The organism is Lysinibacillus sp. FSL K6-1151 (assembly GCF_038630755.1).
Classification (GTDB): domain Bacteria; phylum Bacillota; class Bacilli; order Bacillales_A; family Planococcaceae; genus Lysinibacillus; species Lysinibacillus fusiformis_D.
In genome coordinates, this window is sequence record NZ_CP152040.1 from 4,347,314 (window position 1) to 4,360,691 (window position 13,378).

The window sequence follows — 13,378 nt, forward strand, 5'->3', positions numbered from 1 at the left end:
TTTTTATGTTCTACTAATTTTAACAGAAAGCAGTGAAATCAATGTCAAACCAACTTTTACAAGCATTACAATTATTAAAATCAAAACAATGGGTTGATTTAACACATACATTCGGCCCTAATTCCCCACATTTTTTTATGTTTGAAGATGCTAAATTTGAAACATTATTCTCTCATGATGACGGGTTCTTCGCACAACAATTCACGTTCCCAGGACAATATGGCACACATATCGACCCACCCATTCATTTTGTGCGAGACTCCCGCTATCTAGAAGAATTAGAACTAAAAGAACTAGTTCTTCCTCTTGTCGTTATTGATAAATCACGAGAAGCTGCTAGCAATCATGACTTCTCGCTAAGTGTGCAAGATATTTTTGATTTTGAAGCACAACATGGAGTAATTGAAGCAGGTACCTTTGTAGCGCTACGTACGGATTGGAGTAAGCGCTGGCCAGATAAAGAGGCATTTAGTAACCAAGATATGGATGGACATAACCATATACCAGGCTGGGGCTTAGAGGCTTTACAATTTTTATTGAAGGAACGTCAAATAAGTGCACTTGGCCATGAAACATTTGATACTGATTCAGCCGCTGATTTTCACAAAAATGGTAAGCTAGATGGCGAATACTTCGTGCTTGAACAAAACATCTATCAAATTGAGTTGATGACTAACTTGGACAAGCTACCTGCGAAGGGGGCAATTATCTTCAATATCGTCCCTAAGCCTGAAAAGGCATCTGGATTCCCTGTACGCTCATTTGCTATTTTGCCATAACACAAAGGTCTGTACGATTCATGTGTTGAATCATACAGACCTTTATTTTCGTATATTTCTTTTTTTGAATAGATAGTAAACGATGAGCATTACGAGGCCAAACAATAGGATAAGATAAATACTATAATGAGATAAATAATAACCAACAAACCGCCACTTCTCCCCAAGCATCCTCCCTAACGTTATAAATGTGAAAGTCCAGATAAATGCCCCTGTATAGGCAAAAAAAGCAAACTTTCTATATGGATAATTATTAATTGCCGCAATATAGGCTGTCAGATGCCGTACACCAGGTATAAAATAGCCTATTAATAATAAAGTTGGCCCAATTTTAGTAAACAGTTGTTTTGTAAAATCAATTTTTTGCTCCGTAATATGAATTTTGGGTCCATATTTCTGCAATAATGGTAAGCCAAAACGATAGCCGATATAGTAGCTTAAGGTAATACCGCCAACTGCACCAATCATTGCACTTACTAAAGCGGGAATGTGTTCAAGGCTTTCTATATAAACACTGTAGCCAACATATGTTAGAAAGACCTCATCAGGTAGTGGCAACCCAACAATGCCTCCAATTAGGATCACGATAATACCCAAATACCCGTAATGTTCAATTAGAGATTGCACATGATGTGCCATATAACACCCCACCCAAAATTTATTAAAACTCATTGATTAACAAGTTCCTTCAATAGATCTAAGAGAACCTGAAGCATCGACTTTAAGACCTTCAGCAGCTTTATATCATTTGAAACTGCCGTAAAGCAAAGTCAATACCACCTTCAGTGGAACTCTTTGTAACAAAATTCGCAACTGCTTTTAGAGCTGCGCTACCATTTCCCATCGCGATACCTAGCCCTACATGCTCTAACATATCAATATCATTATCCCCATCTCCAAAAGCAATAGCATTCTCAGGACCAATGTTAAAATGGTCTAGTACCGCTTCAACAGCTATCGATTTGGCAACATCCTGCTGTAATACATTTACAATATAAGGATGCCATCGCTGCCAAAATATATGCGGAAATTGGCTAGCATATCTTTTTTCAGCCTCCTCATCTGCATATAGACACATGAGAAAAACTTCTTCATCCACAATTTTTTCATTCACAACCGGAAAATTTCGTAAAGATAGAGTTGCCTGCATCGCATTGAAAGCAGCTGGATGCTGAATGCCATTCATCGATAGTTGCTCTGTAAAAAATGTGAGGCTATGCTGCTGTTCACGTGCAAAAGCTTGTACATTTTGAACAATATCTTTAGCAATAGGTGTTTTATGTATGATTAAATCCTTATGTTTCACATATGCCCCATTTGCTGTAATAAAGGTTTCAATCCCTAGCGCTTGTATCTCCTGACACATCGATAAAGGTCTTCCTGTAGCCGCTACAAGGTGAATTCCTCTCTCCTGCAAAAGTTGAATGGCCTTCTTTGTGCTTTCTTCCACACAGCCATCCTCGTAATTAATCAGTGTTCCATCCATATCAAAAAATATGATATTATAATTCATCTTAAGCCGCCTTTATAAAACAGTACTTTAGAATCACAAACATTTAATTCATTCCTTATACTTAATGAAAAGTATGAAAGTATTTTGACAAACTTTCAGCAAACTCTATAACTTACATTAACAGCACCGATAAATACTATTACAAGCATAGATTTAATGACAATTAACTATAAAACAGATGAATATTTTTATTTTAATAATTCTAAAGGAGTATACCAAAGAACACAGAATTGTTAAAATAAAAGATATCTACTTAAATACATTGAACGATAAACATTTACGTATAAATAGAGCAAAAGAAACAAAATTTTAGAGCCTGCAAAGGAGTTGATTCTTATGGCATTTAACATTTACTACTATGAAAGTAGTGTAGATTGTAAATTTTGCAAAAAGCATTTTACAACTTATAAAGTACGCCCTAATCGATATAAAATCATCGAGGAGCAAACAGATTTCATGCCTGTTTATGATGGCTTAAATCCTTTGCTGTATGAGGTTGCTGTTTGTCCCCATTGCGGCTATGCCTACCATAAGTCTATGACACGGACATATGGACCTTTCATGCAACTCATTGATGAAATTTACATTAAAGAGCTCCAGAAGCCGATGGATATTTGTCAGGAACGTACAATCGATGATGCCATTGTCAGTTTTAAGCTTGCTTATTTGGTATCACGTGCTTCCATGGAGGAATCCCTTTTAATGGCGAATTTCGCCTTGAAAATTGCTTGGCTTTATCGTTTAAAAACCGATGAGGAATCCGAAAAGCGTTACCTTTTTGCAGCTAGAGACTTTTATAGTAAATCCTTTGCATCCAATCAGGAGGGTGGAGAAAGAATCCAGTTTTTACATGCTGAATTAAGCCTTCGACTCGGTGATATTGTAGAAGCTAAAAAAGGATTCTCACGTTTAATTGCCGATCGAAATGTATCACCAAAATATCGAAAGCTTGCGCGTAATCGTTGGGAAAATTATAAATATGACGAACAACCTATAACAGTTAATGAAATCATTAATTGATTTGACGAGGAGAGGACTAGTTATGTTGCTATTCCATAAAAGAATTGATGTGAGAGAAGAGGACATATTTTCAGAGTTACATCATTTTTTATTAAGAAAAAATAATCGCTACTTAACAAACGATGAGATAGTCGCTTTAACAGGAGTGTCACCTGAACTCCTTTACAAATGGGTAAAAGCAGGAAAGTTAAAAAAGTCCATTTTCCCTAATTTAGGAGCGCCCTGTGAACGATGTGGACAAATTACACAAGCTAAAATTTGTGTGAGCTGCTCCTCCTCCATTGTTGGTACATTAAAGCAAGAAGAAAAGGATCGTGCATGGTTCAATCAAATTCAACGTAACCATGTTAGAGCAAGCACCTATCACTATAAATAATGATAAACATCTCCACTTTACAAATGGAGATGTTTTATGTTGTTGAAAAAAGGTGATTCACTAGCAGAAAAAGAACCCTTGGCAAGGTAGTTTTGTTTCCAACGCTATGGAGCAACTCCACTTTACAAACGGGGATGTTTTTTTGCCAATATAGGCAAATTTAAACAAAATTTAAACAAACTCTTCCTAAGCTTTAAACTTCGTTCCTTATAATAAGTATCAATATAAGAAGAAGGGCTGATTATTAATGAAAAAAGATAGGAAACGTAAGGTTTTATTAAGTATTGCACTGACAAGTTTAATGGCACTAAACGGAGTAACTAGTGTCTCTGCGGCTGTCACTGCAAATGAAGAACAGCTCAATATTGAACTTAATTCAACAGTCAAACAGGTTAGGTCTTCTAATGAAACGTTATTAGATTGGAAAAAATGGGTAAACGATCATGCCTATAGCCTGTCCTCCATTCAACCTGAAACATTTAATGGACAAAAAATTCCATCTAGTGAATTTGAGGATTTAGAGATGCTAAAGCCATTATTACATGATAAGCGCATTGTCTTTTTAGGAGAGAGCTCTCATGGTGTTGCACAATTTAATCTAGCTAAAACACGTTTAATACAATTTTTACATCAAGAAATGGGCTATAATGTTCTCGCTTTTGAAAGTGGCATGGGAAATGTGATGAACGCCCAAGGAAAAATTGACAAACAAGCGGCTCTACAAACAATGAAGGATGGTATTTTCGGTGTATGGTGGACAAAAGAAACCCTTCCTCTGTTTGAATACGCCAAAACAACTTATACAACAAAGCAACCCCTTGTTCTCACGGGCTTTGATATTCAACAACAAGGGGCATTCACGAATGGAGATTGGCTGCACAATCCTCAATTAGCTCAACAATTCAGTGAAGCAGAGAAACAACTCGCTGAATGGAGCTCAGGAAAAGATTTAAAGGGCTATCAAAAAGAAAAGGCAACAATTATCAATGTGTATAAACAAGTAAAGGCACAAGTACAGTTAAAAGAAAAAGAGTTGCAAGCAGCATATCCAAATGAACCCCACATTGTAAAACTGATGGAGCGTACTTTAGCAGATCGTATTCGTTTAGCAAATGAATATGTTGAACTAACTATTCAGGCCAATATTGACCTTGAACAAAATAATATAGAGTCATTTTTACAAACAATGGAATGGCGAGATCAGGCAATGGGTGAAAACTTACTTTGGTTAGCTGAAAAGGTTTATCCAACAGAAAAGTTTATCGTGTGGGCACATAATGACCATATTCGTAAAGCACAATCGGATGTAATGGGTTCCCCTTATCCAGTCAAATTAATGGGCGAACGTTTACCAGACATCTACAAGAAATATAGCTATGTACTAGGCCTATACATGGGAAGTGGCGAGACAGCAAATAATATGGGTGAACCGATGGCTGTATTACCACCTATCAAGGGATCTATTGAGGATATTCTGTCTACAAAAAATAAACCATATACATTCATCGATATGCGCAATCGTCAAAATGAGCGAGGCAACTCATGGATGTTTGAGCCTCGCATAGGCTATAGCTGGGGCGTTATGCAGGAAAGCTTTGTTCCACGCGATCAATACGATGGTATTCTCTTGATCGATAAAGTAAGTAAACCCCATTATGTAAAATAACCTCTCTTATAAAATAATCGCAAACTAGATTCCCTAGTTTGCGATTACTTTATGTATCCATGGATATCGTATCCCATTCCTCGTCTTGATACCCAATCATCCAAAATAAGCCTCTACGCCTTTCCATCACAACACTTTCATTTAACGCTAAAGGAGCTGTCTGTCCATTAATTCGACTATCTACACAAGCCCAATGCAATCTATAAATTTTATCAGCCTCGTCTAAAATTTCTTCCTTACTGCGCATAATTGTTTGTTGGTAAAACTGTTCAAACGTTTCGCAGCTTGAAACAGCTTGAATCGCATATTCACAATCACAAACATCTTCCGGAAAATCTAACTCTTCCACCATACCTAATGCCCAAATGAGTGTCCAATAGGCTTCATATTGCCATGAAATATTGACAGCCTCTTGCGTACTAGGATGCTGCGCCCCCAGAAAGAGCCTTTCTTGCTCCGTTAAGAATGGTTGTACTTTATATTTATGTAGCATATCGGTAAAGAATTCCCTAGACCCTTCAATATCGCCATTTTGTGCTACGTCACAGGCGAATTGAATAACAATCAATAGGGCAACTGCTCTTCTTGCGATATCCTCTTGACTTTTAAAGTGGAGATTTTCTAATGGTGATAGCTGAGGAAGAGAAGCAGCGTAAGGAATCTCTCGTTCTGTTAAAAAAGCGATCGTTTTATTTTTTCGCACTTCTCCCTGTGCTGATGCTACCTCATGCGTATTTATTTTTCTTGTACAAGCATGGGGTCTAAAGTCAGATGGACCTGATTCCCCGTTAGGATAAACAATCACGCTACCGTTTTGATCCAGCAAAGTACCGTCTGGTAGAAAACCAATACCGCCTATCCTTGTTAGTAGTCTTGTAAATAGCTGCATATGCTCGTCTGTCATAGCCCTATCCATCTCGATTGCAATGACTGTATTGAGCACAGCTATTTGAATCATTACTCGTTCTTTTAGCTGTTCATCTTTAAAGGGAATAGTATCGTAATAGCCCATCATCCCAGGGATATTTTTTGCAAAATAATCAGGGTTCATATCTTCAGTTAAAATGTTCATCGAGCATCTACATTTTTTAAAAAGCCCTTTAGATTTCAATAAATATCCGCTATCTTGTTTTTCAATAGCAAAGCCTTTGGCAAATACGTCGGCTATTTTAGCATGCATATCATCTAGATCATTTTTGGAAGCAAATATCGTAAAATGATTCAAACTACTCTCTCCTTTGTAACATATAGCATTTCAGTATCCAATTTTCCAAACCATTCAGTACTTGGCTAAATAATTGTTTATTTTTTCGTAATACCTCATGTTCCATCCAATAAGCCAGCAAAGAGCGCCATTCTTCCTCATTTATCATTGTTGTTGGTGTGATTCCCTGCTGCATCATATAGCAAACAGCTCGGATAGCTGTCAGTCTCTCTACTTCACTACCATCTAACCACTCAAATAGTGTCCCTGCACTTGGCTGTGATACTGCTAAAAGCGAGTCCCAGCCATCGATCGGAAATGCAACATAGGGCTTCATCCATGTAATAATGTTTGGGTGCTGGAAATGGCGTAATCGATGTAATGCCGTATAGGCATCCATGTTATCTTTTTCAATATCCTGTAGGATAAGGGCCAGCCCTTCGTCTACTGGTAAACAATGCGCCGTTAAATAATCACGTAGCCAGGCTGGAAGTTCAGCATTCCCTTGCCAAAGTTCCTTTACCCATCTTTCAGCCTCGTCAGCACACACCGTTACTAGAACTTCACCCCAAGCTTTTTGTTGTGCTGGAGTCTGTGCTTGTTCAACTCTTTGTTGAAGTGCCTCATATATCCTTACCTTATCAAATTGCCAAAAAGCCTCTTGAATGCTTGTTTCTCTTACGCCATGCATGGAAACATAATGAAGTAAAGATTCTAAGCTTGATTTAGCCTGCTGTAAATTAGAGCTTAAATATTGTTCCAGCCACGTTAACCATATTTGTGACCTAGTCAGATTAACATCCAATCCCTCCCCACTACAAAATTGTTGATGCTGTCCACAGTCTACACTAATACAGCCTAGCGTGGTCGCAATGTCGACATACGCAGGAAAGCTTAAGGCAAGCAAATTAAATTCATCTTCTTCATGACTCCAATACCAAATCGATTCGTCCTCAAGCTTGAGGAGAAGGGCATCTCCGTTACCTGCCGTAAAAAATTGTAAGTATTGCTGTTCATGCAATTCATCATCCCCTCCAAAATAGGGGAAATCCAAATCATTTAAGCTCCAGCCAAAATCTCCAGAAGGCTTATCCAGCAATTCTGTAGGCAAGATAGCTTCGTCAGGGAGAGACCAATAAATAGTTACTTGCTGCGAGCAATTTAGTAAGAGATGACGGAACTCATTAGGGATTTGTACGCCAAGTCGTGCCTCTACCTGCTGTAAATCATGTTCAGTAGCGACTGCTCGTATTTCAATCGGATGTACATAAGCTCCTTGCCACTTCAATCGCTTTATTAAATGTTGCCAACGCTCAATCCACATTGCAGCTCACCTCCACATAGGCTAAAATGATTTCTTTCGTCTTATTTTTATCGTCAGAAAATCATCTACTGATTAGGTTCATTTCCAACACAATAAAAAATGCTATTATTTTACTGATATATAAGCCTTCAAATATGCTAAATTACTTAACTCTATACGGTCTTTTTTAGTAAGTAACAGTGAATTATTTGACTTTCTTTACTTCCATCATAATTTTTGTCACATACTCTTCTTCTCGATTTTTTATAACAGCATCATAAACGTATTCCTCATAAACGTATTGACCAAGCTCATAGCCTTTTTCATGCATGACATTAAATAAACGTGTATAGGTCTCTCCAAGCTTCGCAGAGGGCCCAACATGATAACCAATAACGAATTCCCCCTCTATTGCTTTAAAGTAAGGATGACCTTCTCTTGGATTAGGCTGCTCAATATATAAATAGCTGTAATTATCGTAATTGCCAGCTAATACTTGTTCTCTCCTCGTAATCCCTCCGATTGGATAACCTGTATCTAATTGAGAGCGATCTAATTCCTCGATAAAATCCGATACAGCCTTCACAAACTGCTCTTCAGTAGAATCTTCGATATTTTTACTTAGGTATAATGTATCTTCAGGAAAGTACTCAATCGTGATGTCATCAAAATGTAGATGTAGAGCTTCCTCAGTCGTTTTGATTTTGACATCAATAATATTTTCAATCATTTCGAGCTCTCGACGTTTCTTCGCAACAATTTCTTTTTGTTGATGCATCAATTCTAAAAAATTCTCTGGTGATTTCTCTGCCATATACTGCTGAATATCCTTCAAGGACATTCCAACTGCTTTTAATAACTCAATAACACTAAAAAAATCATATTGAGCAAGTGAATAATACCGATAATCTTTACTATCCTTCATGATGGGAGATAATAATCCAATTTGATCGTAATAAATGAGTGTTTGCTTATTAACCTTACAAATTTTAGCAAATTCCCCAGTTGTAAAATATTTTACATTTTTATTAAGCATTTTTTGAGCTTCCTCCCTTGACTATATAGTAACTATATACTTTAAATTGTACCTATTCACAATAAAAATAGAAAGGTTTTGACATTATGTTCACGGAGATTCGTGACATTACAGCTTTCAACAAGAAAGAAATTTTAGCTTTACGCATCGCAGACAATCAGCAACATTTTATTGAAACGACAGACCAATGCTTAACAGAGGCAGAAATGGATCGACGCTTTACTCCTTTAGGTCTGTATAAAGATAACACCGTTATAGGCTTCGCTATGTATGGATTATTCCCTCATGAAGATTACAGTCAACGCGTTTGGCTCGATCGCTATCTAATTGATGAACAATACCAAGGGCAAGGTTTAGGTAAACATTTTTTACAGCAACTTATTCATTACTTAACAGTAAAGTTCAACAGTTCACAAATATATTTAAGTGTTTATGACAATAACGCAGTAGCTATTCAGCTGTATAAACGATTTGGTTTTATATTTAATGGTGAACTAGATGACAAAGGGGAAAAAGTAATGGTGTTGGAGGTGCATGGACATGACAACCATTAATCCTATTGAAACAAGACCACTGAAACCATTATTTCTTTCATACTTATTCCCCGCAATGATCGGTATGCTTTTGATGTCCGTCAATATTTTGGTAGATGGTATTTTCGTTAGTCATGGCGTGGGTCCTACAGCGTTAGCTGGGGTTAATATAGCCGTTCCCATTTTCTCTATTTTGCTTTCTATTTCTCTATGGATTGGTATGGGAGGAGCTACGCTTTTCTCAATTTCTCTTGGGGAGGGCAATAGGCAACGAGCCCATCAGCTCTTTACATTAGCATTTATAATGATGTTACTAGTCGTGCTAACGATTATCGGATTCCTTGCATTCAATTTAAAAGATATTTCTTATATATTTGGGGCAAGCGATGATACGTATCCCTATGTACAGGAATACCTACATGTTATTTTACTGTTTGGCGTGTTTTACACAATAGAAAATCTACTAAGTATTTTCATTCGAAATGATGGTAACCCAAAGCTTGCTATGCTGGGCTTAATTACAACATCAGTATTGAATATACTCTTAAATTATATCTTTATCTTCGTACTAGATTATGGTGTGACTGGCTGTGCCTTAGCAACAGCAATCGCCACTATTATAGGTACGTCTGTACTTTGTCTTCATTTTTTCCGTCCACAATCTGAGTTAAAGTTTGTCTCTTCATTTTTTAATCTATCAGATCTCAGAAAAATATTTGCTATTGGACTACCTAGCTTTATCGTTGAAGCTTCCGTAGCAGTTATCGTTATTTTGTATAATGTTACCTTCTTGCACTACTTAGGGGCAAATGGCGTAACAGCCTATGCAATGGTCAACTATATCCATACTGTATTGTTAACGATTTTCCTTGGCATCGGTATGGCACTACAACCATTAGTGAGCTATCACCATGGGGCGAGATTACTAGAACGATTAACAGCATTATTAAAAATAGGGCTAGCTACTGCATTTATTTTAGGGTTAACGACGGCACTTATCGCAATGCTTTTCCCTTCTCAATTAATGGCATTATTTGGAGATAGCTCCTTTGAAATTCGTAGTTTGGCAGCACAGGGCTTTGTTCACTTTGCCATTGGCTATGTATTTTTAGGAATCAATATGGTGTTCGCAGAATTTTTTCAATCCATTGAAAAAATTCGTATTGCCACAACCATTATGTTACTACGCAGTATTATTTTATTTATCCCTACCCTCATCGTACTACCCAAACTACTTGGCTCTCAGGCCATTTGGTGGACCTTCCCGGTAGCAGAGGGCATTACAGCATTGCTCATTTACTTGTATATTAAAAAAAATCCAAGAACCATTTCCTCTCTAAAAAATGCTTAAATAGAAAGGGGCCTCATCATGGCCCCTTTCTTACTTTTTATTCAAATATTCATCACGCAACATACTCATAATAATCCCATCCGAAAATGCATTGTTCATAAACAAAGCCTGTCTTAAAATAACTTCTGTATTTGAAACCGACCTTCTCATAGGATTTAATGGCTCTACTATTATGGAAATACACCTGTAATTCTAAGCGGTTCAGGTTTAGCTCCTCAAATATAAATTTTTGAGCAAGTTGTACGGCTTCAGAGCCATATCCTCTACCGCACTCCTCGATACTATGTAAGGCTATAATGAAACATTGCTTTTTTATTAGTTAAGTCGATCTCGATAATCGCCAATTACTTGATCGTTGTCAATTGAACAAATAGCAAAATCATAGCGCGAGGCATCTTCTTTAAAACGTTGAATCGCCTCTTTAATGTGTTCTTTTGTAAATATGTTACGCGTTCCTGTCATATACATGATTTCTTCATTTTGAAAGCACCTTGCAATACGATCGATATCATCCTCACGAATGGCTCTTAAATAGACTCTTTGACCTTTTATCATGATAGACTCCTCTTTCACATGAAATAAGGAACCATCTTGTACGTAGATGATTCCTTTGTCAAAACTATTCCATTTACTTTTCATTGGGTATTGGTACCGATTTCTTTACAGGCTCTTCCGAGGAGGTTACACCTAGAATATCGAGCAGGAACATAAACAGCGGAATACCAATGATTAACCCCCATACACCAAGGAAATGCTCTGAGAAGAGGATGACCATAAACGTATAGAAAATCGGTAAATCTGTCTTTGCGGACATCAGCTTTGGATTTAAGAAATAAGCTTCAATGGCATGTAATACCATGACAATGACTAAAATATAGACAATGTACATTAAGCCACCGATACTATATGCGATAATACTTAGTGGAATTAGTGAAATAATAACTCCTGCGACTGGCACTAAACCTAAAATAAAGAGCATAATCCCAAGAGCAATCAGATGTGGAAAGCCCATTATAGAAAGGGCAATCACTGATAACACACAGTTGACAGCAGCAATAATAAATTGAGCCTCAATTACTTTACCAAATGAGCGGATGAAAATTCTTGAAAAATAATGAAGTTCATCATAAAGTGGTCCAACTTTACTATCCTTAAACTTGGCTGTAAACTCAATAATGCGTTTCTTTTCCAACAAGATGAACAAGCTCAATATTAGAGAAATCAAAATTTGCATAATGATTTTACCAATATTCGTAATATTTTTAAGAGTTAAATCCACACCCTGCTCTAAATATTTTCCAAGTTCGATTTTCTCAAAAGTTGGCGCTAAATATCTGGCAATCTCATTGTCATCTGGATCGAGATTAAAGCTGGCAATAAGATCGAAAAGCTGGGTAATTTGCTGGGTTACAATCGGCAAATACTTGTAAATTACCGCAACAATACCTGCGACAAGTAAAAGGTACAATGTTACTGTAACAGCCTTTTCATTCATCGGTGTATATTTTCTTATGCTTTTCGTTGTCTTCGTAGTAAGCTGATTCATCAAATAGGTAATAATAAACGTCAGCAAAATTAAGTTGATCATACTACGCATTAAATACAATGCAACTGCAATCCCAACTAGAAGAATAATACGTTTAAATCCATTACTCCGAAAGAAATTACTCATTTATTCACTCCTTCTACAAAACGGCCTCGCTGCCTCTGCTACCTAGGGCTACACTATCAACTAAACATAAGCAGTATAAAATTGATTTACAACAATACGCATCATTCTTATGTAAAAATTTCCCTCTCATTTAATGAGTATAGCCATCTACCTTCAAAATAAGACGAAATTCATGTTTCTTTAGAAGTGTCTGTATAAAACCTTAGGCGTGGGTGAAGTGAATTGTATGTCTTGTCAAATTAAAAAATCAATACTTTTATCCTTTTTGAAAGCTTTATCAGCGTATAAGCCTAAATTCTATGAATCTATTATAACCCTATAAAACCAGCATATCCAATTTGAAAGTTCTTTTATAATGGTATTTGCATAGAACTTTTATCAGATGGTACATTATGCTATTTTGATTACAGAAACAAATTAAAAATAGACAAGGACTGATTCTATGAAAATTGCGAGGAATCCTGAGAACATTCACCCACCTGTTGCTCCTTATGTACATCAAATTGAAGTCACTGGCCCCCATAGGTGGTTAACCCTATCAGGTCAAATCGGTATGATGGCAGATGGGACTATCCCTGAAGATGCAGCAGTACAATTGAATGTAGCACTAGAAAATATAAAAAAAATTTAGAAAGCGCCAATATGGAGGTTCAAGATCTGACGAAGATCGTTTTCTATTTGGTAGGAGAAATGGATGCAAGTCAACGACAGCAAATCATCAATAACTTTTTTGGGGGACATCTTCCATGCACAACATTGATATATGTGGTTGCACTCGCTACTCCTGCCTTAAAAGTTGAGATAGACGCATGGGCTTGTAAGAAATTATAAATCATACTATGTTATATATAATCAAGATGTGCTGTAATTATGTATTTTTCTAGTACCCCTTTAACCCTTCTAAAGGGGTACAGTTTCATCTACT

Annotated in this window: 14 protein-coding genes and 1 pseudogene; 7 read left to right on the plus strand and 8 right to left on the minus strand. The window is 36.8% G+C overall.

Annotated elements, in window-relative coordinates; translation table 11 throughout:
• Window positions 1–41: 41 nt before the first annotated feature.
• Window positions 42–779 carry a cyclase family protein gene (locus tag MHI04_RS21055; protein WP_036128730.1) on the plus strand — a complete coding sequence of 246 codons (738 nt, stop codon included), beginning with the start codon at window positions 42–44 and terminating at the stop codon, window positions 777–779.
• A gap of 42 nt (window positions 780–821) precedes the next feature.
• Here the strand turns inward: MHI04_RS21055 and MHI04_RS21060 are convergent, their stop codons facing one another.
• Both MHI04_RS21060 and MHI04_RS21065 read right to left on the minus strand, forming a co-directional pair.
• Window positions 822–1,418: a DedA family protein gene (locus tag MHI04_RS21060; RefSeq protein ID WP_036128732.1), complete on the minus strand. Its 597-nt coding sequence runs from the start codon at window positions 1,416–1,418 to the stop codon at window positions 822–824.
• A 100-nt stretch (window positions 1,419–1,518) separates the two neighbouring features.
• Window positions 1,519–2,292 carry a Cof-type HAD-IIB family hydrolase gene (locus MHI04_RS21065; protein WP_340809592.1) on the minus strand — a complete coding sequence of 258 codons (774 nt, stop codon included), beginning with the start codon at window positions 2,290–2,292 and terminating at the stop codon, window positions 1,519–1,521.
• A 336-nt stretch (window positions 2,293–2,628) separates the two neighbouring features.
• Between MHI04_RS21065 and MHI04_RS21070 the strand changes: the two genes are divergently transcribed.
• The 3 genes from MHI04_RS21070 (at window position 2,629) to MHI04_RS21080 (ending at window position 5,354) form a co-directional block, all read left to right on the plus strand.
• Window positions 2,629–3,312 (plus strand): DUF2225 domain-containing protein, encoded by a 684-nt coding sequence (locus MHI04_RS21070; protein WP_036128736.1) that lies wholly within the window; start codon window positions 2,629–2,631, stop codon window positions 3,310–3,312.
• 22 nt (window positions 3,313–3,334) lie between these two features.
• On the plus strand, window positions 3,335–3,688 hold the full coding sequence (locus MHI04_RS21075; RefSeq protein ID WP_036128737.1) for a hypothetical protein: 354 nt from the start codon (window positions 3,335–3,337) through the stop codon (window positions 3,686–3,688).
• 247 nt (window positions 3,689–3,935) lie between these two features.
• On the plus strand, window positions 3,936–5,354 hold the full coding sequence (locus MHI04_RS21080; protein WP_058845252.1) for an erythromycin esterase family protein: 1,419 nt from the start codon (window positions 3,936–3,938) through the stop codon (window positions 5,352–5,354).
• 49 nt (window positions 5,355–5,403) lie between these two features.
• Here the strand turns inward: MHI04_RS21080 and MHI04_RS21085 are convergent, their stop codons facing one another.
• The 3 genes from MHI04_RS21085 to MHI04_RS21095 form a co-directional block, all read right to left on the minus strand.
• Window positions 5,404–6,579, minus strand: coding sequence for a DUF4272 domain-containing protein (locus MHI04_RS21085; protein WP_141904199.1), 1,176 nt, complete (start codon window positions 6,577–6,579; stop codon window positions 5,404–5,406).
• A gap of 1 nt (window position 6,580) precedes the next feature.
• Entirely contained in the window at window positions 6,581–7,882 is a 1,302-nt protein-coding gene (locus tag MHI04_RS21090) for an SMI1/KNR4 family protein (RefSeq protein WP_271911331.1), read from the minus strand.
• A gap of 184 nt (window positions 7,883–8,066) precedes the next feature.
• A complete protein-coding gene (locus MHI04_RS21095) occupies window positions 8,067–8,897 on the minus strand; it encodes a MerR family transcriptional regulator (protein ID WP_036128745.1) in 831 nt (276 codons plus the stop codon).
• A gap of 86 nt (window positions 8,898–8,983) precedes the next feature.
• On the opposite strand from MHI04_RS21095, the gene MHI04_RS21100 reads away from it, so the two are divergent.
• A complete protein-coding gene (locus tag MHI04_RS21100; protein ID WP_342535166.1) occupies window positions 8,984–9,451 on the plus strand; it encodes a GNAT family N-acetyltransferase in 468 nt (155 codons plus the stop codon).
• Window positions 9,438–10,781 (plus strand): MATE family efflux transporter, encoded by a 1,344-nt coding sequence (locus MHI04_RS21105; RefSeq protein WP_342535167.1) that lies wholly within the window; start codon window positions 9,438–9,440, stop codon window positions 10,779–10,781. Before MHI04_RS21100 ends, MHI04_RS21105 begins: the two co-directional genes overlap by 14 nt.
• Window positions 10,782–10,833: 52 nt before the next feature.
• Here the strand turns inward: MHI04_RS21105 and MHI04_RS21110 are convergent, their stop codons facing one another.
• The 3 genes from MHI04_RS21110 to MHI04_RS21120 form a co-directional block, all read right to left on the minus strand.
• Window positions 10,834–11,097, minus strand: coding sequence for a GNAT family protein (locus MHI04_RS21110; protein WP_329808708.1), 264 nt, complete (start codon window positions 11,095–11,097; stop codon window positions 10,834–10,836).
• A complete protein-coding gene (locus MHI04_RS21115) occupies window positions 11,097–11,336 on the minus strand; it encodes a GNAT family N-acetyltransferase (protein WP_268987996.1) in 240 nt (79 codons plus the stop codon). The genes MHI04_RS21110 and MHI04_RS21115 overlap by 1 nt, the downstream gene beginning before the upstream one ends.
• Window positions 11,337–11,409: 73 nt before the next feature.
• Window positions 11,410–12,453, minus strand: a complete 1,044-nt coding sequence (locus MHI04_RS21120; protein WP_058845249.1) for an AI-2E family transporter — start codon at window positions 12,451–12,453, stop codon at window positions 11,410–11,412.
• A 442-nt stretch (window positions 12,454–12,895) separates the two neighbouring features.
• On the opposite strand from MHI04_RS21120, the pseudogene MHI04_RS21125 reads away from it, so the two are divergent.
• Window positions 12,896–13,284 (plus strand): annotated as a pseudogene (locus MHI04_RS21125) (RidA family protein).
• Window positions 13,285–13,378 lie beyond the last annotated feature (94 nt).

Excerpts from the sequence above, each read along its gene's own strand:
- MHI04_RS21115 (WP_268987996.1), bottom strand. The coding sequence starts at position 11,336 with ATGATAAAAGGTCAAAGAGTCTATTTAAGAGCCATTCGTGAGGATGAT.
- MHI04_RS21120 (WP_058845249.1), bottom strand. The coding sequence starts at position 12,453 with ATGAGTAATTTCTTTCGGAGTAATGGATTTAAACGTATTATTCTTCTA.
- MHI04_RS21100 (WP_342535166.1), top strand. The coding sequence starts at position 8,984 with ATGTTCACGGAGATTCGTGACATTACAGCTTTCAACAAGAAAGAAATT.
- MHI04_RS21075 (WP_036128737.1), top strand. The coding sequence starts at position 3,335 with ATGTTGCTATTCCATAAAAGAATTGATGTGAGAGAAGAGGACATATTT.
- MHI04_RS21090 (WP_271911331.1), bottom strand. The coding sequence starts at position 7,882 with ATGTGGATTGAGCGTTGGCAACATTTAATAAAGCGATTGAAGTGGCAA.
- MHI04_RS21070 (WP_036128736.1), top strand. The coding sequence starts at position 2,629 with ATGGCATTTAACATTTACTACTATGAAAGTAGTGTAGATTGTAAATTT.
- MHI04_RS21080 (WP_058845252.1), top strand. The coding sequence starts at position 3,936 with ATGAAAAAAGATAGGAAACGTAAGGTTTTATTAAGTATTGCACTGACA.
- MHI04_RS21060 (WP_036128732.1), bottom strand. The coding sequence starts at position 1,418 with ATGGCACATCATGTGCAATCTCTAATTGAACATTACGGGTATTTGGGT.
- MHI04_RS21065 (WP_340809592.1), bottom strand. The coding sequence starts at position 2,292 with ATGAATTATAATATCATATTTTTTGATATGGATGGAACACTGATTAAT.
- MHI04_RS21105 (WP_342535167.1), top strand. The coding sequence starts at position 9,438 with ATGACAACCATTAATCCTATTGAAACAAGACCACTGAAACCATTATTT.
- MHI04_RS21055 (WP_036128730.1), top strand. The coding sequence starts at position 42 with ATGTCAAACCAACTTTTACAAGCATTACAATTATTAAAATCAAAACAA.
- MHI04_RS21095 (WP_036128745.1), bottom strand. The coding sequence starts at position 8,897 with ATGCTTAATAAAAATGTAAAATATTTTACAACTGGGGAATTTGCTAAA.